At 65.5% G+C, this 22,250-nt stretch carries 14 protein-coding genes, 1 tRNA gene and 1 pseudogene; 11 read left to right on the top strand and 5 right to left on the bottom strand.

Going from position 1 to position 22,250, the window contains the following annotated elements; translation table 11 throughout:
• Nucleotides 1-229 precede the first annotated feature (229 nt).
• Nucleotides 230-2,344, top strand: coding sequence for a serine hydrolase (locus EMO90_RS05915; RefSeq protein ID WP_223851259.1), 2,115 nt, complete (start codon nt 230-232; stop codon nt 2,342-2,344).
• A 526-nt stretch (nt 2,345-2,870) separates the two neighbouring features.
• On the opposite strand, the gene EMO90_RS05910 is transcribed toward EMO90_RS05915, so the two are convergent.
• The 3 genes from EMO90_RS05910 to EMO90_RS05900 form a co-directional block, all read right to left on the bottom strand.
• A complete protein-coding gene (locus EMO90_RS05910; RefSeq protein ID WP_150355109.1) occupies nt 2,871-3,449 on the bottom strand; it encodes a TetR/AcrR family transcriptional regulator in 579 nt (192 codons plus the stop codon).
• A gap of 110 nt (nt 3,450-3,559) precedes the next feature.
• Complete coding sequence (locus tag EMO90_RS05905) at nt 3,560-5,746, bottom strand: YhgE/Pip domain-containing protein (RefSeq protein WP_150355108.1); 2,187 nt, start codon at nt 5,744-5,746, stop codon at nt 3,560-3,562.
• On the bottom strand, nt 5,743-8,379 hold the full coding sequence (locus EMO90_RS05900) for a YhgE/Pip domain-containing protein (protein WP_150355107.1): 2,637 nt from the start codon (nt 8,377-8,379) through the stop codon (nt 5,743-5,745). Before EMO90_RS05900 ends, EMO90_RS05905 begins: the two co-directional genes overlap by 4 nt.
• Before the next feature lie 815 nt (nt 8,380-9,194).
• Between EMO90_RS05900 and EMO90_RS05895 the strand changes: the two genes are divergently transcribed.
• Nucleotides 9,195-10,484, top strand: a complete 1,290-nt coding sequence (locus tag EMO90_RS05895; RefSeq protein WP_150354436.1) for a putative ABC transporter permease — start codon at nt 9,195-9,197, stop codon at nt 10,482-10,484.
• Between the two features lie 460 nt (nt 10,485-10,944).
• Nucleotides 10,945-12,312 (top strand): MFS transporter, encoded by a 1,368-nt coding sequence (locus tag EMO90_RS05890; RefSeq protein ID WP_150354435.1) that lies wholly within the window; start codon nt 10,945-10,947, stop codon nt 12,310-12,312.
• A gap of 3 nt (nt 12,313-12,315) precedes the next feature.
• Here the strand turns inward: EMO90_RS05890 and EMO90_RS05885 are convergent, their stop codons facing one another.
• Nucleotides 12,316-13,506: a pyridoxal phosphate-dependent aminotransferase gene (locus EMO90_RS05885; RefSeq protein WP_150354434.1), complete on the bottom strand. Its 1,191-nt coding sequence runs from the start codon at nt 13,504-13,506 to the stop codon at nt 12,316-12,318.
• A gap of 689 nt (nt 13,507-14,195) precedes the next feature.
• On the opposite strand from EMO90_RS05885, the gene EMO90_RS05880 reads away from it, so the two are divergent.
• From EMO90_RS05880 to EMO90_RS05855, 6 genes and pseudogenes are all read left to right on the top strand, one after another.
• Entirely contained in the window at nt 14,196-14,426 is a 231-nt protein-coding gene (locus EMO90_RS05880; protein ID WP_150354433.1) for a helix-turn-helix transcriptional regulator, read from the top strand.
• A complete protein-coding gene (locus EMO90_RS05875; protein WP_150354432.1) occupies nt 14,419-15,198 on the top strand; it encodes a hypothetical protein in 780 nt (259 codons plus the stop codon). The genes EMO90_RS05880 and EMO90_RS05875 overlap by 8 nt, the downstream gene beginning before the upstream one ends.
• A gap of 611 nt (nt 15,199-15,809) precedes the next feature.
• A tRNA-Lys gene (locus EMO90_RS05870) sits at nt 15,810-15,882 on the top strand.
• Nucleotides 15,883-16,153: 271 nt separating this feature from the next.
• Nucleotides 16,154-16,432: a hypothetical protein gene (locus EMO90_RS05865; protein WP_150354431.1), complete on the top strand. Its 279-nt coding sequence runs from the start codon at nt 16,154-16,156 to the stop codon at nt 16,430-16,432.
• 328 nt (nt 16,433-16,760) lie between these two features.
• Nucleotides 16,761-17,705, top strand: a pseudogene (locus tag EMO90_RS05860) (nucleoside hydrolase); the annotation flags it as partial.
• Nucleotides 17,706-17,806: 101 nt separating this feature from the next.
• Nucleotides 17,807-18,835 carry a ribokinase gene (locus EMO90_RS05855; protein WP_150354429.1) on the top strand — a complete coding sequence of 343 codons (1,029 nt, stop codon included), beginning with the start codon at nt 17,807-17,809 and terminating at the stop codon, nt 18,833-18,835.
• Nucleotides 18,836-18,916: 81 nt separating this feature from the next.
• Here EMO90_RS05855 and EMO90_RS05850 read toward each other — a convergent pair whose 3' ends face one another.
• Nucleotides 18,917-19,816, bottom strand: a complete 900-nt coding sequence (locus EMO90_RS05850) for a TetR/AcrR family transcriptional regulator (RefSeq protein WP_190972050.1) — start codon at nt 19,814-19,816, stop codon at nt 18,917-18,919.
• Nucleotides 19,817-19,998: 182 nt separating this feature from the next.
• On the opposite strand from EMO90_RS05850, the gene EMO90_RS05845 reads away from it, so the two are divergent.
• Nucleotides 19,999-20,478 carry a hypothetical protein gene (locus EMO90_RS05845; RefSeq protein ID WP_150354427.1) on the top strand — a complete coding sequence of 160 codons (480 nt, stop codon included), beginning with the start codon at nt 19,999-20,001 and terminating at the stop codon, nt 20,476-20,478.
• Nucleotides 20,479-20,823: 345 nt separating this feature from the next.
• Complete coding sequence (gene ftsY, locus EMO90_RS05840) at nt 20,824-22,092, top strand: signal recognition particle-docking protein FtsY (RefSeq protein WP_150354426.1); 1,269 nt, start codon at nt 20,824-20,826, stop codon at nt 22,090-22,092.
• Nucleotides 22,093-22,250 lie beyond the last annotated feature (158 nt).

The following is a 22,250-nucleotide window of genomic DNA, read 5'->3' as shown; positions in this document are numbered from 1 at the left end:
TGCCTAACTGGTAACTTTACTTTGCCAGTTTTTGCGAAATTGGCAAAGTAAAGTTACCAGTTGCTGTTACAAGTTGCCGGCAAGCGGCTGCGACAGTCCGTCGAACGGGCTTGGCATTCCCGCTTGATGGACGTGCGCATCCGCGGGTCGAGGCATCGAGTGAGACTGGGGATGAATAGTACGTAAAGAACCGCCCACAGTTTCACGAAGTAGAGTCATGCCCCGTTCAGTGTCTTCCTCATCCCATTCCGATCATGCCTCGGTGCCCGAGTTCCTGCGCGATGGCGCGGGCGCGGATGCGGGGCAAAGCGCGGCGGGAGTCGCGGGATCGGGAGGCGCCGCGCAGCGGGACGATCGGGTGCATATGGCGGTGCCGCGCATCCCCGAGCACGCCGCCGGGCAGTCCGGGGCGCAGGGGCGCGCATACCGGTCCGGACGGTCAGCCCGTCGCGGGGCGCGATCGTCCGCGGGCTCCCCGGCCATGCGCAATGCGCAGGCGTTCCTTGCGGCTCTGGGCAATGTGCTGTCCCATGCGGCCGGAGGCATCGCGCAGCGCGTGGCCGGAGGGTCCGGCAATGCGGGAAGCAATGCTGGGGGAAATGGTGGTCGCGGCGGATCGCGACCCGGCTCGCGCATGCGCGGCGGCAGAGGCCCCGAGCACGCCGGCGGCGCACGAGTCCGTATGCTCAAAAGCCGCACCTACACCCGCCGGCGCATCGCGGTGGCCGTGCTGGGCTTCGTGCTGCTCGTGGAGCTCTTCCAGATCTTCTGGCCGTCGGACCGCTTCTACCCGCTGGCCACGCTGGATGGCCACGCGGTGGGCGGGCAGACCGCCGCGCAGGTGACCGATCGCCTCAACGCGGACACCGCCGCGCGCAATGTGGTGCTGACCGACCAGTCCACCCATGTCGTCGTCACGCTCGCCGCCAAGGATGCGGGCATCAAGGTCGATTACACGGCCCGTGCGGCACAGGCCGCCAAGCACTCGTTCCTGGGGCGCATCATCCCGTTCTCGTGGCTGTTCGTGCACAACACCACCTCCGACGATCTGCCCAATGCGTTCGACACCGCCACCGAACCGGTCAAGGCCGATGTGCGCAACGCCGGCGCCACGGCCCAAGGCGGGGCTTTGGTCACCGTACCCGCCGCGGAGGGCTACTCGTTCAACCCCGGCGACGTGCGATCGGCCGCCGGCGCGAGCTTCGCCGCCAAGCCCGAGGGCGATCTGGCCGCGGCCACGCTGAATCTCAACATCGTCAAGCCCACCGTGGCCACCGCCACCGCCGACCAGCTGGTGAACACGGTCAACGCCGGCCTGGGCGCGGGCGTCACCTTCACGTACGGCGACGGCAACTGGACGGTTTCGGCCTCCGATCTCGCCGGCACGATCGACGTGACCGTGGACGGCCAGGACAACACCAAGCTCGTCGCGGCCGTCAACGCCGGCAGACTGAACGACGTGCTCAAGTCGAAGGGCGTGGCGCTGGGCGTGGCGCAGAAGGCCGCGGCCAACGGTGCCATCCCACAGGTGCTCGCCACCGAGGCCCGCGCATCCCGCGCGATCGACACCACGGCCACCGCCGAGGCGTTCACCGCCATGATCAACAGTGGCAAAAACGCGCCGGTCGCCGTCACCGAGCACAAGATCACCAACGCGGCCCTGTACACGGATCTGCCCACGGAGGGGTCCATCGAGGACAAGCTCAAGCAGCTGTTCGGCAACGCCACCTACGAGGTGGCCGTCTACGACCTCAAAACCGGCGAATCGAAGCTGCAGATCAACGCCGACGGCGTCCTGACCTCCGCCAGCACCTACAAGCTGTACATCGCCTACGCCATGATCAACGCCGTGGAGACCGGCAAGCTCACATGGAACAGCCCGCTCAACGGCACCACGCTCAACACCTGCCTGACCCGCATGATCATCAACTCGGACAACGCCTGCCCGGAGGCGTGGCTCAACACGTACGGGTTCGGCACGGTGACCGAGCAGGCGCATGCGATCGGCGCGAAGAACACCAACTTCTCGCGCGGCAACATGCGCACCACGCCCAACGATCTGGCGACCGTGCTCAAGGGCTACTACAACAACACGATCGCCACCAAGGCCTCCACGGACAAGCTTTTCCAGCTCATGCAGACCCAGGAGTACCGCGACGGCATCCCGGCCGGCATCGGATCGGACGGCGTGGTGCAGGACAAGGTGGGCTTCCTGGGCTCGCTGCTGCACGACGCGGCGATCGTGCGCTGCGACAAGGGCGACTACGCGATGGTGATCATGACCGATCACGCCAGCTGGACCAAGATCGCCCAGGCCAGCCTGCTGATCTACGACGAGCTGTGAGGGACTCATCCTGAGCGGGCGGATGTGCTTCCTCCGTCATCCTGAGCACTGAGCCGTTAAGCGGACAGCCCTGTGGGCTGTCCGTAGGTAGGCTGAGCCGTGAAGCGAACGCCGGCGGCGTTCGCAGGCGAGGGCGAACGACAGTGAGCAAATAATGCTGCGGCCGTAGGCCGTCCGCAGTTGCGGTCGAGCCGCCGCAAAGGCGGCGACGGTCCGGCGCAGCCGGACACCGTTAGCGCGCAGTCGAAGGATCCTTCACCATTCCGCACTAAGTCAATAGTGCAGACAGTTAAGGATCCTTCGGCTACGCCCTGACGGGCTTCGCTCAGGATGACGGGGAATTCGCTTTTCGTCATCCTGAGCGGAGTGCAGTCCTCTTTGGTCATCCTGAGCGGAGCGAAGGATCCTTAAACTTTCGCACAAAATTACCGCACTTGACTTTGTGCGAAATGACGAAGGATCCTTCGACTCCGCTTCGCTCCGCTCAGGATGACGGGATGACTCAGGATGACGGCAGCCGGCTGACCTACGCCGCGATGGCGGGCCAGATCAGCTCCGCCATACGCGCCGGCCAATCATCGTCCACCGCGCCGCGCAACGCCTCGCAGGCCACCATCGAGCCGATCGCCGTGCCGAACAGGAACCGGCCATCCGCGTCCGATCGGAACACCCCGGCGTCGATGCCATGCTGGATGAACACCATGCACCGCCGCTCCTCGGGCCGGACCACCGCGTCCACCACATGATGGAAGAACTCGTCGTCGGAGGCGAGCACCATCCCCACGGTCTTGACGCCGATCCCCGCGCGGAACCGCTCCACCACGCCCTGCAGCAGCCGCTCCAGATTGCCGCGCGTGGGTTCCATGACCTCCAGCTCGGCATCGTCCGGCACGCCCAGATTCCTCAGTCCGCGCAGCAGATCGTTCGTGTTGGCGTACCGGCGGTAGATGGTCGTCTTGGCCACGCCGGATCGCCGGGCCACCTCCTCGATCGTGATCGCGGCGATGCCCCGCTGCAGCGCGATCTGCATGGCGGCCCGCATGATCTTGCGGTCCGTCGCCTCGCGGGTCCTGGCCCCGCGGGGCCGTGCGATTGCGGCCGTCATATTCTCCCCCTCCTTGTTTGCGGAATATCCGCGGATTGTCCGCGAGAACTCCCACGGGAAGTTCCGCGGAATGTCCCGCTGGACTTCGATCCCGAAGACCGCATGCGCGATCACAGGATCTTGGTCGTCTCGACCTTCTCCACGTACCATGTGTTGAACCGGATCAGCGGCTTGCGCAGCACCAGGCCGAGCAGCAGCAGCGGCGGCACGAACAGTAGCAGCGCGCCCAGCGAATGCCACAGGTCGTTCTCGAAGATGCCGGCGATCGAGGCGCGGAACGCCCGGATGGCGTGCGTGGCCGGCAGGAACGGGCTTGCGAGCCGGAACATCGGCGGCAGCACCTGCAGCGGGAAGGCGCCGTTCGCGCCGGAGACCTGGATCACTAGCATGATCACGCCGATCGCCTTGCCCACGTTGCCGAACGCGGCGAGCATGGTGTACACGAAGAAGCTGAACACCAGCGAGGTCACCCAGCCGCTCAACATGTACGCGAACGGGTGCACGGCCTGCACATGCATGAACAGCAGGCTGCCGCCGTTGAGGAACGTGCTCTGCATGAGCGAGATCAGGCCGAAGATGCCGTAGTGGCCCAGATACATCTGCGCGTTCGACGGGTCCCCGCACTCCTCGCGCACCTTGCGCGAGACCGTGGGCTTGAGCGTGACGGCCATGAGCAGCGCGCCCACCCACAGGGAGAGCACCGAATAGAACGGGGCCATCGACGAGCCGAAGTTCGCCACCGGGAACACCGCGTTGCGGTTGAGCGTCACGGGCGCGGCGAGTTCGGCGGCGAAGTCCTCCGGGCTGGTGTCGGCCAGCAGCTCCTTGACCTGCTCCATGTCCCCGCCGTTGAGCGCGGCGCCGAGCTTGCCGGAGAAGTCGCGCAGCTTGGCGGACGCGTCGGTCAGCTTGGTCTTGGCATCGGTCAGGCCGGTGCGGATGTCCGCGAGCTTGGCGGACGCGGAATCGGCGGTGCTGGTCAGGTCCGCGATGGCCGCGTCGAGATCGCCCGATGTGCCGGCGAGCTTCGCGGCCGCGCCGGACACCGTGGAGGCGAGCTGGTCGAGCTGCGGCTTGAGATCATTCGCATAGCCGGTGCTCAAATCGGACACGCTCTGCTTGGCCTGCGCGGCCAGATCCTTCACGTTCTGGCGGCCTTGATCGGCATCCGCGCGGCCGGCGTCGATCGCGCTCGCGGCCAGATTCAGCCCGTCACGCAGGGTTTTGAGCCGTTCGATCGTCGTGTCGAAGCGGTCCAGCAGCGGCCGCGCGAGGGCTTGCGCGTCGGCGGGCATCCTGTCGATCAGCGCGGCGAACGAATCGCGCAGGGCCTGATATTCGGCGATCTGCGCATCCACGTTGGTGGCCTGGTTGCGGATCGCCGTGGCCGTATCCCCGGCCTGTTTGCCGGCCGAATCGTACAGCTGGTCGATGCTTGCGCCCACCGCGCCGAAGCTCTGCGCGCTCGCCTCGAGGGCGGCCGCAACCGTGCCCGATCCGTCCTTGACCGCCCCGGCGATGTCCGTGGCGGACGATTTGGCCGCGTCCACGTCGCTCTGCGCCCCGGAGGCCGCGGAGGAGGCCTGCGCGAGCAGCGACGAGGAGCTGGCCATCAGCGTGGACGAGGCGTCCAGCATGCCGTCGTAGGCGTCCAGCGTGGCGACCAGACCGTCCACGTCGTCCGCGATCGAGGAGACGTTGTTGTTGAACGCGGTGAGCCTGGACTGCGCCTCCGGCTGGCCGAGCTGGTTGACGAGCCCCTGCGCGAGGCTCAGCGCCACGTTGCCGATCGTCTGCGCGAAGATCTGGTTGACCTGCGCGGACACCTGGTCGGCGCCCTGGCCGGTCACCTTGGGGGCCAGCGCGTTCTTCTTGTCGTTGGAGTAGTAGGTGATCGTGGCGTGCTGGGCGTCGTCGGTGAAGAACGTCATCATGTTGCGGCTGAAGTCCTTGGGGATCACCACGGCCGCATAGTATTCGCCCGACTTGGTGCCGTCGATCGCCTGGTCGGGCGTGGTGAAGACCCAGTCGAGCTGGCTGTTGGCCCTCAGGGCGTTCAGCACCGTGTCGCCCACGGTGACCTTCATGGGCATGAGATCGCTCGCATAGCCCTCGTCCTCGCTGGCCACGGCGAATTTGAGGTTGCCGGTGGCGGAGAACGGGTCCCAGCTGGCCGCCACGTTGAACCACGTGAAGATCGAGGGGATGGCCGTCAGTCCTATCAGCACGATGATCGAGACGATGTTGCTGGTCATGCGCCGCACATCGCTCGCGAAGAGCTTCAACACTTTGCTCATGCCGCGTGGCCTCCCTTGCCGTTCCTCGTCCGTGTTCCCGTCTTCCGCGCCCCCGCCGCCCGTGAGGCCTTCGCCGCCATTCGGGCGAGTTTGGCCGTCTTCGCCGCGTGACGCTCCCGCTCGTTCGCGTAGATGAGCTCGCGGATCGCCTCGTCGCTCAGCGTGCCCAGGCGCATCTGCCGCTCAAGGCGGTCGCGGGTGGTCTCCACGGCCACCAGGAAGCCCATGATCAGCAGCAGCCAGATGATCCAGCTGGCCAGTGCGGCGAGCTTCCATTCGGTGTTGATGCCGAACACCACGGCGAACACGGCGGGCACCGCGATGCCGGCCACCAGCGCGCCGCGCTTGAGCTTGGGATAGAGGGCCGCGAACCGGGCCACCCTCGCCTCGATCGCCGCGCGGTAGGCGTCGTGCGAGGCCAGCGCCTCGATCGCCTGCGAGAGCTTGTACTCGTGGCTGGGCGTGTGGAACGTCTCGCCCACGATGATGTCGCTCTCCTCGATCTGCCGGGCGAACAGTCGGTTGAGGTTGCCCAGATACGGCCGGACCGCGATTCCCAGCACGAAGGACAGTGCCACGAACACCATGAGCGCGGCAACGTGGCGCAGCCAGGCGCCGTCGTAGAAGCCGCCGATCGTCTCGCGCATCGCGTCGATCGAATACGTGAACGGGAACAGCGGGTACGCCCGGCGGAAGAAATCGGGCATCATCTCGATCGGGTACAGGCCCGACGCGCCCGGGATCTGCACGATCACCAGCAGCACGCACAGGCCCTTGCCCACGTGCTGGAACGTGGTGGCCAGCGCGTAGATCAGGCTCAGGTACGTGAATGACGAGATCACGCCGGTGAGCATGAACATCGGCGCGCTCACGGCCTGCACGCCCAGGATCAGATCGCCCGCGGTCACCAGCAGCGCCTGCGCCACGGCCATGGGCATGAGCAGCAGCCATCGGCCCATATAGCGCTGCGTGGCCGTCAGATGCAGGTCCTCAAGCCCCTCGTCGTCCACCTCCAGCTTGATGATCACCACCAGCGCGAATGCGCCCACCCACATGGACAGGTCGGTGAACAGCGGGGCCATGCCGCTGCCGTACGAGTTGAGCGGGAACAGCGTCTGGGTGTCCAGCACGGTGGGGGAGAGCATGAAGTCGGCGATCTTCGCCACGTCCAGCGTGCCGTTCTGGCCGAAAAGCTGCTCGAGCATGGCGGATCCGGATAGCGCGTTCACGTCGGTGGACACGGTTTCGAGACGGCTCTGAAGCGTGGCCAGATTGGCGTCGGTGGTCTTCAAGGCCTCGCGCGTGGTGGCGATCGTCCGGTCGAGCTGGTCGAGCACAGTGGTGGTCTGCGCGATCAGCGACTGCTGGCTGGAGATGGTGGCCGAAAGCCCGCTGCCCGCGCCGGCCAGCCCGATCAGCCCCTCGGACAGCTGCGGCAGCACGGAGGCGTACAGGGTGTCGCGCGAGCCGCCCATGGCCGCCAGCGTGGTCTGCGTGGCGGTGTTGAGCGCGTTCGCGGTGTTGGACACATTCGTGGTCACGGCGGTCGCGTCGTTGTTGAGCGTGTTGAGATCGTTGAGCGTGCCGGCGGCCTGGCTGTTCTCCGTCTTGAGCTTGGCGATCAGCCCCGCCAGCTCCGGGCGGTTCAGCGCCTCGAGCTGGGACAATAGCTCGCTGTTGGCCTTGGTGACCGCCTGCCCGGTGGTGATGGCGAAGCCGATGTGGTGCTGGGCCTCCACCAGCCCGCCGCTGATCGCATTGACGCCCAGATTTGCCCCGGAGGAGGCCTGGGAGAGCAGCAGCGAGCCGTGGTCGAGCGTGGTGCCCAGGTTGGCGGCGAACGAGCCCACCGAACCCTGCGCGTTGACGATCAGATCGGATCCGCCGTTCAGAGCGTCCGCGGCCTCGTTGGCCACCTGCCCGGCCGTGGCGATGGACTGGCGGGCCGATTCGATCTTGGCCGGCGTCTTGCCCAGCTTCTCGTTTAGTTCGGCCAGGCTGGTTCTGAGTCCCGTGACCTTTTCGCGGGCCTGATCGGTGTCCTGGGCGATCGACTGCTGCGCCTCGTCCGCGGTCTGGCCGGCCTGCGTGATCGCATTGTTGGCGAGCCCCGCGATCGTCTGGCTCACCGTGGAGACAAAAGTGGAATTGATGGTCTGGTCGAGCGTGGTCGCGCCCACATCCGTGACCTTGGGGGCCACCGCGTTCGCCTTCTCGTTGACGTAGTACTGGATCTGCGGGCGTTCGCCGCCGCCGGTGACCAGGTCGCTGATGTTCCTGCTGAAGTCTTTGGGGATCACGATGGCCGCATAGGCGTCCGCCGCGCGCACCGCATGCATCGCCTCGGTCTCGTTCATGAACGTCCATCCGAGCTGGTCGTTGGCCTTGAGCTGATCGACGATCTGGTCGCCCAGATGCAGCTCGCCCATCACCGCGTTCGTGGCGCCCTCGTCCTCGTTGGCCACGGCCACGGTGATCGCCCGCGTGTTGTTGTACGGGTTCCAGAAGCCGACGATGTTCACCCACGCGTACAGCGCCGGGATGCCGATCAGACCGAAGACGATCACCCATGAGACGGGCACCTTCAGTATGCGCAGAACATCGCGTCTGACGATCCGCCACACGTTGTACATGCCGTAACCCCTTGCGATAAAGCCGATATGATGCCGGCGTGCTGTTTGGTGCCATTTGGCACTGTTTGGTACCGTTGGGCACAGTTTGGCGCTACGTGATCCGTAGCGCTACGCCGTGTGTAGCGTATCATGCGGGCGGCTGTGGGGTAAGCGACAGAATCGGGCGGATTGTCTGGTTGCGCGGGGTTTGGTGCGGGGCGGAGCGCGTGGGTGCGTGGGGTGCGCGTCGGGTTGCGCCGGGCTGCATCGGGGTGCATCGGGGTGCATCGGGGTGCCACCCATCGGATTTGCTCATTCTGCGTCCGCGGAATCGCAGATTGAGCAGATCGGATGTTCTGCGGCCGATTTTGGGTTCTATGCCATCGGATTTGCTCATTCTGATCGCGGAGGTGCGCAAAGTGAGCGGATTGGATGTGTGATGGGGTGATTCGCTGCTCGGGTTCGTGGTTACCCATCGGATCTGCTCATTCTGGCCGTGTGAATTCGCAAAGTGAGCGGATCGGATGCCTGGCGGGGGTGATTCGCTGTCTGCTTTTGTCGCTCCGCATTCGATCTGCTCACTTTGATTCCGGTTCGGAGCAGAATGAGCGGATTCGCTGTCCTGCGGCGGTTTTTCGGCTGTAGGCCATCGGATTTGCTCATTCTGATCGCGGAGGTGCGCAAAGTGAGCGGATTGGATGTGTGATGGGGTGATTCGCTGCTTGGATTTGTCGCTCCGCATCCGATTTACTCATTCTGGCTTCGGGCTCAGGCTTCGGGGGCCGGCTGAGGGATGCGGTGCCCGATAGAATGGCTGGAGTCCGAGGGGAGGAATCATGACCAACGCGGTGACCAACACGCCAGCCGACGCGGCGATCGGCACGTCCGGCGGCCCGTCCGGCAACGCTCCGGACGATCCGCACGCCGGTCCGTCCAACAACGCTTCCGATAATCTGGACGCCCAGCGCCTGCCCCTGCTCGCGCGCGTCTACGGCGTGCTCGTGCTCATTGATGGCGTGATCACCGTGCTGCTGTTCGCGCTGACGATTGTGATGATCGTGCTGGTCGGCATCAAGGTCGGTCTGGATTGGCTGCCGGATATCGAACCGGCATCGCTCACGTTCATCCTCGCCATCGTGCAGGCGATCGTGACCTTCGCGAACGCGGTGGGACTGGTGATCTTCGGCGTGTTCATCCTCACCAACCGCCGTCGTCACGTGGCCCGGTGGGCATATGCGCTCATGGTCCCGACCTTCCTCAACGGGCTGCTTGATCTTGCGCTGGTGGGTCTTGGCCCCCAGCTGCTCATCCCGCTGGCCCAGCAGGCGCTGCTGGTGGTGATCTCCGTGACCGCCGATCCGGGCCTGCGCGAGGAGCGGCGGCTGCAGCTCACCCTGCGGCTCATGGACGAGCGGGACGAATACGAACGGGCCCTCGCCCGTGGCATGGTGGGCCGCGACATGAGCGGGCGCGGCTATGCGGCGCTCGACTTCTTCAACATCATCTGGATCTTCTTCGTGGGTTGCTTGGCCGGCTGGGTGATCGAATTCTTCTACGTGGGTCTCAAAACCGGCACGTGGATGAACCGCGCGGGCATGCTCTACGGCCCGCTGTCGCCCATCTACGGCTTCGGCGCGTGCATCCTCACCATCTGCCTCAATCGGCTGTACCGCATGAACCCCGTGCTCATCTATCTGGCCTCGGCGGTGATCGGCGGCGCATTCGAATACTGCTCCAGCTGGTTTCTGGAGGTGGCGTTCGGCATCGTCTCGTGGGACTACACCGGCCAGTGGCTGTCCATCGGCGGACGCACCAGCGGTAAGTACATGATGTTCTGGGGCTTGCTGGGACTCCTGTGGATCAAGGTCGCGCTGCCGCCCCTGCTGCGGCTCATCAACAGAATCCCCTGGAAATGGCGGTATTCCGCCACTCTGGTGCTGTTCGCGTTCCTGTTCGTGGACGGGCTCATGACCCTCATGGCGTACGATTGCTGGTACACCCGCGCGATCGGTCTGCCGCAGGACTCCCCGGCCGCGCGCTTCTTCGAGCGCCACTACGGCGACGCGTTCATGCAGGCCCGGTTCCCCGGTATGACCATGCAGCCCGGAAACGCAGGGCGCGTGTAGGCCTTTGCCCGTCGTCCTGGGTGGATGCGGCCTTCCTACTCCGTCAGATGCAGTCCCCTCCCGTCATCCTGAGCGGAGCGAAGGATCCTTAGCCTTCTGCACTATGGCTTTGTGCGTAATGCCAAGGATCCTTCGACTCCGCCCTGACGGGCTTCGCTCAGGATGACGAGGTTCCCTTCCGTCATCCTGAGCGAGCGTAGCGGAGTCGAAGGATCCTTAATTTGCACACAAAGTCAAGGATCCTTCGCTCCTCTCAGGATGAGGGGCGTGCTCGGGATGATCGGGAAGGGCCTGCTCCCAGATCCGGTGACCCGTGACTTGTCCGTGACCCGGCACGATCGGCCCACGTCACGGCCCACGTCGCTCCATATCCCCCAATCGTCCCGATCTGCCCAGTTTGAGCCCGCCCCCTGAGCTGCGTCGTGTGGGGGGTATAACGCGGAGTGGGAGATGATGACGTATGAGTGACGCCTCCAAGGAGAATGAAGGTCACAGCGCGGTGAAGAACGATGGAGACGACGCCGGTTCACTGTGGCGGGGCACCGATTACGGCAAGTGGTTTGTGGCGGATTCGTGCACGTCGCTGTCCACGAGCATTCAGGATTTCGCATTGCCGCTGATCGCCCAGGCGCTGACCGGGTCGCCGGCTCGGGCGACGCTGCTGGATTCGATCATGAGCATGGCGTCCGCGGCGCTGAAGCTGCCGGGCGGCGTGGTGCAGGACAAGTACGATCGCAGGAAGCTGATGGTCGCATTCGGCCTGATCGGAGTCATCCTGTTCGGCGCATGCGCGGCCTTGGGATGGGCCGGTCTGCTGGCTTATCCGGTTTTGGTGGTGCTGGCGGTGTGTCTGGGTGTGCGCACGGGACTGTTGGGCGGCACGAGCAACGCGATGCTGCGCGGCATCGTGCCGGACAAGCTGCTGCCGAAGGCACAGAGTCTGAACAATGGACGTGATGCGGCCCTCGATATGGTCGGCGCCCCGGTTGGAGGTGTGCTGATCGGAGGTGGTCTGTGGGTGCCGTTCGTCGCCAACGCGCTGCTGAATGCGCTGGAGGCCGTGGCGTCGCTGCGGATCACGCGGTACTGGCATCGCGGCGACGAAACCGACGCGCAGGGTCGCGCCCCTGCCGATGATGAAGCCGATGCCGCCCGGTCGCAGTCCGCATCGTCCACGCCGCATTACTGGCGTGGGATGCTTGCCGGGTTCCGCTGGCTGCTGGGCGAACGGTTCGAGCGCCGCCTGATCCTGTCGAGCGCGCTGGCGTTCGCGTGCTTCAACTCGTTCCTGCTGATCACGGTGCTGTCGATCGGCTCCGATCCATCGCACGTGGTGTCGGCCGGCTTCATGAACATGTCGGTGTCGGTGGGCGTGCTTGTCGGGTCGCTGATCGCCTCGGCGGTGATCGAGCGCGTGCGTGGCGGCGTGATCGCCATCCTGTTCTACGCGCTTATGGGGATCGGGGCGCTCGGTGCGGCCCTGACCCCGTGGATTCCCGTGCGCATGGCGTTTCTGGCGGTTTCCGTGCTGGCGTTCCCGGCGGGCAATGCGGTGCTCAATGGGTTTCAGGCGCTGCTGATCAGCCAGGAGCATATGGGTCGCATGCTCGCCGGCATGGGCATGATCCAGATGGTCGTCGCCCCGGTGATCACGTTCCTGTCCGGCGTGATCATGCAGCGGTGGGGCTACATGCCCGCCGCCCTGGGACTTGGGCTGTGCATCGTCGCGTCCGCGCTGCCGGCCGTGACGATGAAGGAGCTCGTCACCCTGCCCAGGCCCGATGCGTGGGAGGATCACATCCGCAGGTCGGGGCTCACCAAGTTCTGATGCCTACAGTCCGTACACTTCGCGCGCGAACTTTTCGAACACCGGGATGGACCGCTTCACCTTCTCGGTGTCGATGCAGTACGCCATGCGGAAGTAGCCCGGCACGCCGAAGCTGTCCGAGGGCACCAGGATCAGATCGTGCTCCTTGGCCTTCATGCAGAACGCCACCGCGTCGTCCTCCAGCGCCTTCGGGAAGATGTAGAACGTGCCGCCGGGGCGCACCACCTCGAAGCCGATGGACGTGAGCGCGTCGTACAGCAGGTTCATGTTCGTCTCGTACACGGAGAGGTCCGCGGTCCTGTCCAGCACCTTGGCCACACCCAGCTGGATGGAGCTCGGCGGGCAGTTGTGGCCGGTGCCGCGGGAGATTTGGCCCATCATCGGCACCAGCAGATCCGCGTCCGTGGCCGCCGGATTCACCGCCACGTAGCCGATGCGCTCGCCCGGCAGACTCAGCGACTTCGACCACGAGTAGCAGCTGAGCGTGTTCGCATAGAACGTCGACGGGTAGGGCTGCGTGCCGCCGTCGAACACGATCTCGCGGTACGGCTCGTCGCTGATCAGGAAGATGTCGTGCCCGTATTCGGCCTGCTTGGCGGTCAGAAGCGCGGCCAGGCGGGTGAGGGTCTCGGCCGAGTAGACCGCGCCCGACGGGTTGTTCGGCGTGTTGATGAGCACGGCCATGACGTTCGGGTTCAGGGCGGCCTCGAAGGCCTCGAAGTTGATCTGGAAGTTCGCGGTGTCGGCCGGGATGATGGTGAGCTTCGCGCCGGTGCCCTTGACGTACGGCTGGTATTCGGGGAAGTACGGGGCGAAGGTGATGATCTCGTCGCCCGGCTTGGTCACCGCGCGCATCGCGTGGGCCAGCGCGCCGGCCGCGCCCGTGGTGGGGAAGATGTGGTTGCCGGTGTAATCCATGCCGAAGCGCTCGTTGAGGTTGGCGGCGATCGCCTCCTTGACGGCCGGGATGCCGAGCGAGGGGGAGTAGCCGTGGATCGTCACCGGATCGCCGTGCTCGTACAGATCGACCATGGTCTTGGTGAACGCTTCGGGCGCGGGGACGGACGGGTTGCCCAGGCTGTAGTCGTACACGTTCTCGTAGCCGATCTGGGCGCCGCGCGCGGTGGCGTACTCGCTCAGTTCGCGGATGACGGACTTGCCGCCCAGCATCGCCTTGTATTCCTCGTTGATCATGGCATGGCTCCTCGTGTTGATCCTGCATGGTTCGATGGCATTGCGCCGATTGGTTCCACAGTACTCCCATTGGGCGCGTGCGGAGGTGCGGATTCACATACGTTTCTCAGGTAAATCGTACGTTGCTTTGCGGTTCATGCGGTTATATGAAGTCACGGCCGCAAAAAGCCCGAATAATTGAATCCCTTCCTCTCTCTTCTCTCCAAAGCCCGGCTTCCCACCGGGCTTTTCCTTTGCCTGGGACGGGTGCCGGGGTGCCCGGGCCTGATGCCGGGTGTCCAAATGGACGTTTTCGGGCCCAAAAGTGTCCGTTTCGGCACCCATTGCGACGCGGGGTGTGACGTGGCGTGTGGCTGGGTGTGTGACGCGGCGTGGGCCGTGACGTGGTGTGTGACCCGGCGTGCGGCCCTGTGACCGGGTGTGCCCATGCCCTGTCACACCGGTTTCAAATCGGCCATTTTCCAACGTTCCTGGGCGGCTGTGACCGGGTGTGGGCGCACCCGGTCACACTCCCGGTCACGCGCGCACTCCGCGTCACACGCCACGTCACGCTCCCGGTCACGCCATTTGCGGACCGAGTGGGCATGTGCGGTTGCGCGTCGATCGTCCCGTGCGATATTATGAAGTTAACTTCACATGAAGCAAACTTCAGATTCCGGCATTGAAACGAAAGGCGGTGATGCGGGTCGATGAAGACCAGGGTCCGTGAATATCGCAGGGCGGCGGGGCTCACCCAACAGGAGCTGGCGGACGCGGTGTACATATCGTCGCGCACCATCATCTCCATCGAAAAGGGTCAGTACAACCCCTCGCTCATGCTTGCCTACCGCATGGCGCGGGTGTTCGGCACCACCGTCGAGGACCTGTGCCAGCTCGAGGAGAACAAACGCATCGACGATGAGGAGAATGGATATGCGTAACTACAATGTCAATCCCGATCATGCCGGTGGCTCTGGTGGTCCCGGTGGATCCGTCTCCGGTGCCGCGGCCGGTGCGCGCGGTGTGGCGCGTGCGGTTCCGGTCATCGGCGGTTTCGTGCTGTTCATGGCGGCCGTGACGATCTTCGGCATCCTGATGGATCGCCCTTCGGTCTTCCCTTGGGGCTGGGGTGCGATGATCGCGATCTGCGCGGCACTGGCCGTGGCGGGCGTCGCGCTGATCGTCGCGGGTTTCGTCTGGCCCAGGCCGCTGACCGATGACGAGCGCCGTGCGATCGAACGCGCCGGCAAACTCACCGCAAAGGCCACGGCGAAGGAGCGGTTCCGCGCCCGATTGAAGTTCTTCGCCGCTGCCGGGTTGCTGCTGGTGTGGGGTGTGTCGTGGGCCATTGGCGGCGGCATCCGGTACGGCTGGACGAGCGCGGAATTCCGCAGCTGGGCGGCCACCGGGGTGTGGGCTCTTGTGGCGGCGGCGTTCATGATCATCGCCGGGTTGCTGTCCGGCAGGGGCAAATACGCCATCCCCGTGCCGCGCGACGATGAGCGCGAGCGGCTCGTCAAGCTCAAGGCCGGTGAAGCCGCCGGTTTGATCATGTATGTCGCATGTCTGGCGATGGAGATCCTGCTGTTCTCGCTGTCCGCTGCCCTTGATTCCTCCCCGCTCATGTACGTTGGTCTGGGATTCCTGGGCGCGGTGGTGCTCTACTGCGTGATCTCGGTGCTTGCCCGGCGTTACTACGACAGCCGGCTCTGAGCTGCGCGGCGGGTGCGTGGTGTGTGGATTGGGTGTCGAAATGGACGTTTGAGCCACGAAAATGCCCGTTTTGACGCCCGTTATGATGCGGACCGTGACGTGGCGTATGACTTGGCGTGTGGCGTGACCGGGCGTGTGACTTGGTGTGTGGCCACGTGACAAGGTGTGCACACCCCGCGTCACGGGGACTTGGAATCGGCCATTTTCCAACGTTTCTGGGCGGCTGTGACCGGGTGTGGGCGCACCAGGTCACACTCCCGGTCACAAACCCGCACCGCGTCACACACCACGTCACGGCACCCGCGATGTGGTCCGGTGTGCGCTCCCCGTTGCGGCCCGCGTTGGTGGGCATCCTATGCGCCGCCGCCGGATTCCCAGCTTATTCCCAGTCAACCCGCATGTTGCTTTGCGATTCGTGCGGTTATATGTAATCACGGCCGCAGAAGCCGCAACAACTTAACCTTTCTTCTTCTCTCCTTTCCTTTCTCTGGCCCGGCGGCTTCCCACCGCCGGGTTTCTCTTTGTTTGTGCATGATTTGCTTGCGCATCGCCCGGGCTTCTGCCCGTGCCGATTTGGAATGTCCGGCAATCGCGTGTATCTTAAGTATGTTGCCCCTTTAGCTCAACGGTTAGAGCAGCGTCCTTTTAAGTCGTGGGTTGTGGGTTCGAATCCCACAGGGGGCACCTCGAAACCCTTGGAATCAAGCCGATTCCAAGGGTTTTCTCGTAGCCGCTAGTCATCTTCGGAGAAGCACATTAGACAACATGAGCGCGGATGCTCTTGTACCCCCATGCGTCCGAAATCACAACCATTCCCGAAAATGGGTGCGACTTCAGACGCAATCGAGGTGCAATCGAGGTGCCTCGTGTCCGAAATCGCATCCATTCCCGAAAGTGGTTGCGAATTCGGACACAGGAGGGGCTGTCGCAGTCCGAAATCACCACCAAACTCCATATGGGATGCGACTTCGGACACGCGCCGGACGCCTTGGCTGTTCCGACATCATTTCGTCGGCCGTTTGGACATCGTTCCGGCGGCCAATCTCGGGTACTTCCCCGAGACGGCATCGGCAACATCGGCTGCCCCGGCTGCAGCGGGGAATACCGGCTGCAGCGGGTGATCCGGGTGGGGTGCCTTGAGCGCTTTGGCCGCACGATCGGCCGCACGATCTTCTGCAAAATCCGCCCGGAAGTCAACCGCGTTGCCGTCTTGCTGGCAGATCTTGCATCTTAGAGGGCCATCGAGGGCTGTAGGGTGCAAGATCTGCCAGCAAACCCGGAACGGGAGGCGGTTGCTGGCAGAATTGGTACCATCGCCGGCGAAGTCGCCCAATCAGCCCGGTTGGGTTGCCCGTCTAGCTCGCGTTCTGTGCCTCCCGCCCAGCCAGCAGTACCGCCCTGGCGCCCCAGCGCAGCGCCCCGTTCCATCGCCCCAGCGCAGCACCCGCGGCACCCGCCGCACCCGCCGAAATCAAACGCCGCACGAACGTCCGGCGAACGGAAGCGGACGGATGCCCTGCCATCGGCCGTGCCGCGCCCGAATCACGGTATCGTGAACTGATATGACGAAGAAACTCATTCTGGACTTGGACACCGGCATCGACGACTCGCTGGCCATCGCCTACGCGCTGGGCAGCCCCGAGGTGGAGCTCATCGGCATCACCGGAACGTACGGCAATGTGACCGTCGATCTGGGCGTGCGCAACTCCCTCGCCGTCACCGAACTGCTCGGGCACCCCGAAGTGCCCGTCTATCCGGGACTGTCCCATCCGACCACGCGCGACGGGTTCGCGGTGAGCGACTCCACGGCCCGCATCCACGGGTACAACGGCATCGGCGAGGTGGAGATTCCGGACGCCTCCCGCGCCCTGCAAAGCGAATCGGCCGTCGACTTCATCATTGACGCGGCCAACACCTATGGCGACGACCTGATCTACGTGCCCACCGGCGCCCTGACCAACATCGCCGCCGTGCTCGCCCGGGACCCGCAGGCGGTGAAGCGGATCGGCGACATCACGATCATGGGCGGCGCGCTCACCGTGCCCGGCAACGTGAACGCGTGGACCGAGGCGAACATCTCCCAGGACCCGGAAGCCGCGGATGCGCTGTTCCGCTCCGGCGCTCAGGTGACGATGATCGGCCTCGACGTGACCCTGCAGACGCTGCTCACCAAGCGCGAAACCGCGAAGTGGCGCGCCTTGGATACGTCCGCCGGCCGATTCCTGGCGGACATGACCGACTACTACATCGGCGCGTACGGACGGATCGCCCCGCATCTGGGCGGCTGCGGCCTGCACGATCCGCTCGCCGTGGCCGCGGCGATCGACCCCTCGCTGGCCACCACGCTGCCGATCAACATGATGGTCGATCTGGAAGGCCCCACGCGCGGCCGCACGATCGGCGACAACACACGGCTCAACGACCCGGTCAAGACCGCGCGGGTGGCCGTGGGCGTGGACGTGCCGCGTTTCCTGGACGAGTTCATGCGCCGCATCACCGCCCTGGCCGCCGGGACTGCCCTGGTCGCCGGAACGTCACTGTCCGCTGGCACCGCGCAGTCCGCCGCCTCCGCCACCGCCGAAGCCCACCCCGCACCGAAGGCCGTCTGATGCCCGCGAACGCCCCGGAGCTCATCGCCCTGCTCGATCGCCTTACCGCCGCAACCCCCGCGGACGCCGCAGCCGGCAAACCTTCCGCGCCCGTGGCCGTGATCGGCTCCATGAACGCCGACTACACGGTCGTCACCGAACGCCTGCCCCGACCGGGCGAGACCGTGACCGCCGGACCCCTTCGCGTTCTGCCCGGAGGCAAGTCAGGCAATCAGGCCGCCTCCGCCGCTCGGCTCGGCGCCGATGTGCGCATGTTCGGCGCGGTGGGATCCGACGCCAACGCCGACTTCCTGCTCGGCGAACTGGGCAAGGCCGGCGTGGATACGTGCAACGTGCTGCGGGCGCAGGGCGCGAGCGGCACCACCGTGATCACCGTGGATGCGCACGGGGAGAACACGATCGTCTACTCGCCCGGCTCCAACGCCTTGGTGAGCGCCGACTACGTTGTCTCCCGGCGCGATGCCCTCACCGGCGCGCGCGTGCTCGGCCTATGCTTGGAAAGCCCGATCGACACGGTGACCGCCGCCGCCCGCCTGTGCCATGACGCCGGCGTGACCGTGCTGCTCAACAACTCGCCGTTCGTGCCCGCGCACGATCTGCCCGCCGATCTGGTGGCTGCCACGGACATCCTGCTCGTCAACGAGCACGAGATGGCCATGATGCTGGACGTGGAGGAGCCCGCCAACGGCCGTTGGATCGCGTTCGATTGGCAGGAGGCGCTCGCCGGCATGGCCGCCCTGGGTTTCCCGCGCGCGATCGTCACGCTGGGTGCGGAGGGCTCGGTGGTGCTCGACGCCGATTCCGGCGTGGCATCGCATGTCGATCCGGTGGCGGTGGATGCCGTGGACACCACCGGATGCGGCGATGCCTTCATGGGCACGGTGCTCGCGGGCCTCGCCGCCGAGTTCGATCTGCGCGATGCGGTCCGGCTCGCCTCCGCGGTGTCCGCCTATGCGGCCACGGGTCAGGGTGCGCAGGCATCCTATGGCTCGGCCGATCGGATCCGCGACTGGCTGGTCGCACGGTAGGACTGAGACGTCGGATTGGATGGCCGATCATCGGGCGATCCAATCCGGATACCCGATCATCGGGCCGCCCGGCCGACCCGGTTACAGCAGATCGGAATCCGTAAGGCCTTCGGTATGACGGACCTTGCCGGCCGTGTCCTTGGCCGTTCGCGAGGCCGGTTGCGACGGCTGGACCGGCTTCGTGGAAACGATGGAAACGGTGGAGATGGCCGCGGAGGCATCATCCGCTGCCGGGCCGTCAGAGAACGCAGCCGCCGTCGTGCCGGCCGTGCCCGCACCCGCGTCCGCGACCCCGTTGCGCTGTGCTTCCCGGGTTGCATCCCGTGCCGTCTCCTTCGCCGCACGCTCGGCGGCTCGGGAAGCCTCGCGGCGGGCCTTTTCGCTCTCGTATCGCAGTTCGGGCCTGGGGGAGAGCCGCGAAAGGCCGTGCCACGCCAGATCCACAATGTAGGCGGCCAGCTGCTCCTTGCCCACCTTGCGGCGGTCCGCCCAGTACTGGCCGGTGAATACGGTCATGCCCACCAACATCTGCGCGTAGTACGGCACGCCACGCGCGGGCAGGTGCTGCTTCTTGAACGCCTCGGTGAGCAGGTCCTCCACGCGGATGCTCACATCGCCCAGCAGCGAGTAGAACGATCCGGCCGGGTCGGTGCTCGGCGAATCGCGCACCAGGACCTGGAAGCCATCGGTGTGCTCCTCTATATAGGTGAGCAGGGTCAGCGCCGCGCGCTCCACGATCTGCCTCGGGTGTTCGCTCGGCTCGGCCAGCGCCGTGGCCAGGGCGTTGGTCAGCGTCTGCATCTCGCGATCCACCACCACGGCGTACAGGCCCTCCTTGCCGCCGAAGTGCTCGTACACGATCGGCTTGGACACCTTGGCGTTCGTGGCGATCTCCTCCACGCTCGTCGCCTCGAAGCCCTTGGCCGCGAACAGCGCGCGACCGACCTCGATCAGCTGCTCCCGGCGCTGGAACGACGTCATCCTCGAAGAATTACCCATGCGTTCCATTGTTTCACGTCCGCATGCCCGGACCATGCCGATTTCGCAGTGATTTTTCGACGGGAATGCCGATGTGAACGCCAGGAATCGGGGACAAAGGAGGCCGTGTTGCAGTGCGGAACGCCGGTGTCGATCGGTAATGGGGTGTTGGCAGAATATCACGTATGCTCTTGGCGATTCTTCTGTGGTTGGCGTTGGTGATCGGCGCCGTGGTGTTCGTGTTGCGTCTTGCGCGTGGCGAGTCGCACAGCGGGGCGTTCACCGAATCCCTGAAGAAGCGCTCCGATCCCAAGCCCGCCCAGGACGAGCGTACGCCGCGTTCGGCCGGCATGGTCCCCTCCTTCGCCCCGCAGTCCGTGCTCACGCGTCCGGTGGGCGATGTGCCGCCGGAGGATCCGATGGAACGCACCATGGAGAATCCGGTCTACATCACCAACAGCACGGTGGTGGAGATGCGCTCGATGCGCAAGCCCAAGCATGCCGTGGACGATCCCGCGCGATCGGGTGGCGTGGTGGGTACCGTGGGGGCCTCCGCCGATCGTGCCGCATCGCCTTCCTTCCCGGCCGCATCCGGTTCGTCTAATTCGTCCGGTTCGTCCGGTTCGTCCGAGGACCATCCCGCAGGCATCGATCCCAATCTCTGAGCCGCCATCCGGTTCGGGCTGACTCGGTCCGCGATCCGGCCGGAGCATGCGCGGAAATCCGGGAAGAACGTCACGGGGAGCGAAAGACTCGTCACGGGGAGCGAACTGCGTCACATGGTGCGATCGCGCCGGGTGACGGGGTTCGCAAACCGTTGTGGCACAAGGCTTTTCGATCGGCATCACGGGGAGCGGTCGCGCCGCGTGACGCGATTCGCACCCGGTGATGTCTCACCCGCGCCGCGTGACGCGACAGCCGCGCCCTGTGACGGGCCCATGTGATGACCTCTGCCGGGAATGCGATAGCCCGCGATCCGGCCTGTCCCTTGGCGTCCATAGGCTTTAAGCATGGATACCAACACCCTTATCGCGATTGTCGCCGTCGCCGTCGTGCTCGTTGTGGCGATCGTCGCCGGATACTTCTGGAACCGTTCGCGCAAGAGTCAGGATGCGGCCCGTCCAAGCGCCGCAACGACCGCCGCGGCACCATCCAAGCCGCAGCCCAAATCTCAGTCCGCGGCCCAGCCCAAGCCTGCGGCGGCCAAGCCCGGCGAGCCCGCCAAATCCGCCAAACCTGCCGAGTCGTCCGAGCCCGCCAAACCCGCCAAACCCGCCGCGCCCACCAAGTCAACTGAACCGGCCGTCCAGCAGCCGGCCGAGCCCAAGCCCGCCCCCAAACCTGAAGCCCCCGAATCCGTGGGCTCCCGCCTCACCCGCCTCAAGGCCAAGCTCGCCAAAAGCGCCAACCCCTTCGGCAAGGCCCTGTTCTCCATCCTCACCAAGGACAATCTGAGCGAGTCCGACTGGGAGGATGTGGAGGACACCCTCCTGATGGCCGACGTGGGCGCCGAGGCCAGCGAGCAGCTGGTGGACGAACTGCGCGCCGACGCTCGCGTGACCGGTGAGAAGGATCCGGCCGCCGTGCGCGAGATGCTGCGCGGCAAGCTGCTGGATCTGGTGGGCCGGGACACCGACCGCCGCCTCAACGTCAGCAAGCCCGGCGCCAACAAGCCGTCCGTCATCATGATGGTGGGCGTCAACGGTACCGGCAAGACCACCACCGCCGGCAAGCTCGCCCGCCTGTTCGTGGCCGACGGCAAGTCGGTGGTCCTGGGCGCGGCGGACACCTTCCGCGCCGCCGCCGCCGACCAGCTTGAGACCTGGGGCGCCCGCGTGAACGTGCCCGTGGTCCGATCGGACAAGGATGGCGCCGATCCGGCCTCCGTGGCCTTCGACGCGGCCTCCCGCGCCAAGGAGTCGGACGCCGATGTGCTGATCATCGACACCGCCGGCCGTCTGCAGAACAAGGCCAACCTCATGGACGAGCTGGGCAAGATCCGTCGCGTCACCGAAAAGAACCTGCCCGTGGACGAGGTGCTGCTCGTGCTGGACGCCACCACGGGCCAGAACGGCATGGCCCAGGCCAAAGTGTTCGCCGAGGCGATCGGCATCACCGGCATCGTGCTTTCCAAGCTCGACGGTTCGGCGCGCGGCGGCATCGTGATCGCCGTGCAGAAGGAGCTCGGCGTGCCGGTCAAGCTCGTCGGACTCGGCGAGGGACCGGACGATCTGGCCCCGTTCGATCCGGAGGGCTTCGTGGACGGCATCCTCGCCTGAGTTCGCGGCCCGTCGCTCGTCGTCCGGTCGATCGTGTGCCGGCTGTTCGGCCATCACTCGATCAGCCGATCGGCGCGCGGCGTTCCGAACAACCCCGCACGCGGGTCCCAGTGCGCACCATGCGCCGGGACCCGCGTTTCATATTCGGCGTCCGAAAT

This window comes from Bifidobacterium vespertilionis, assembly GCF_008698145.1.
In the GTDB taxonomy this organism is placed as follows: domain Bacteria; phylum Actinomycetota; class Actinomycetes; order Actinomycetales; family Bifidobacteriaceae; genus Bifidobacterium; species Bifidobacterium vespertilionis.
This window is presented reverse-complemented; position numbering and strand designations above follow the sequence as displayed.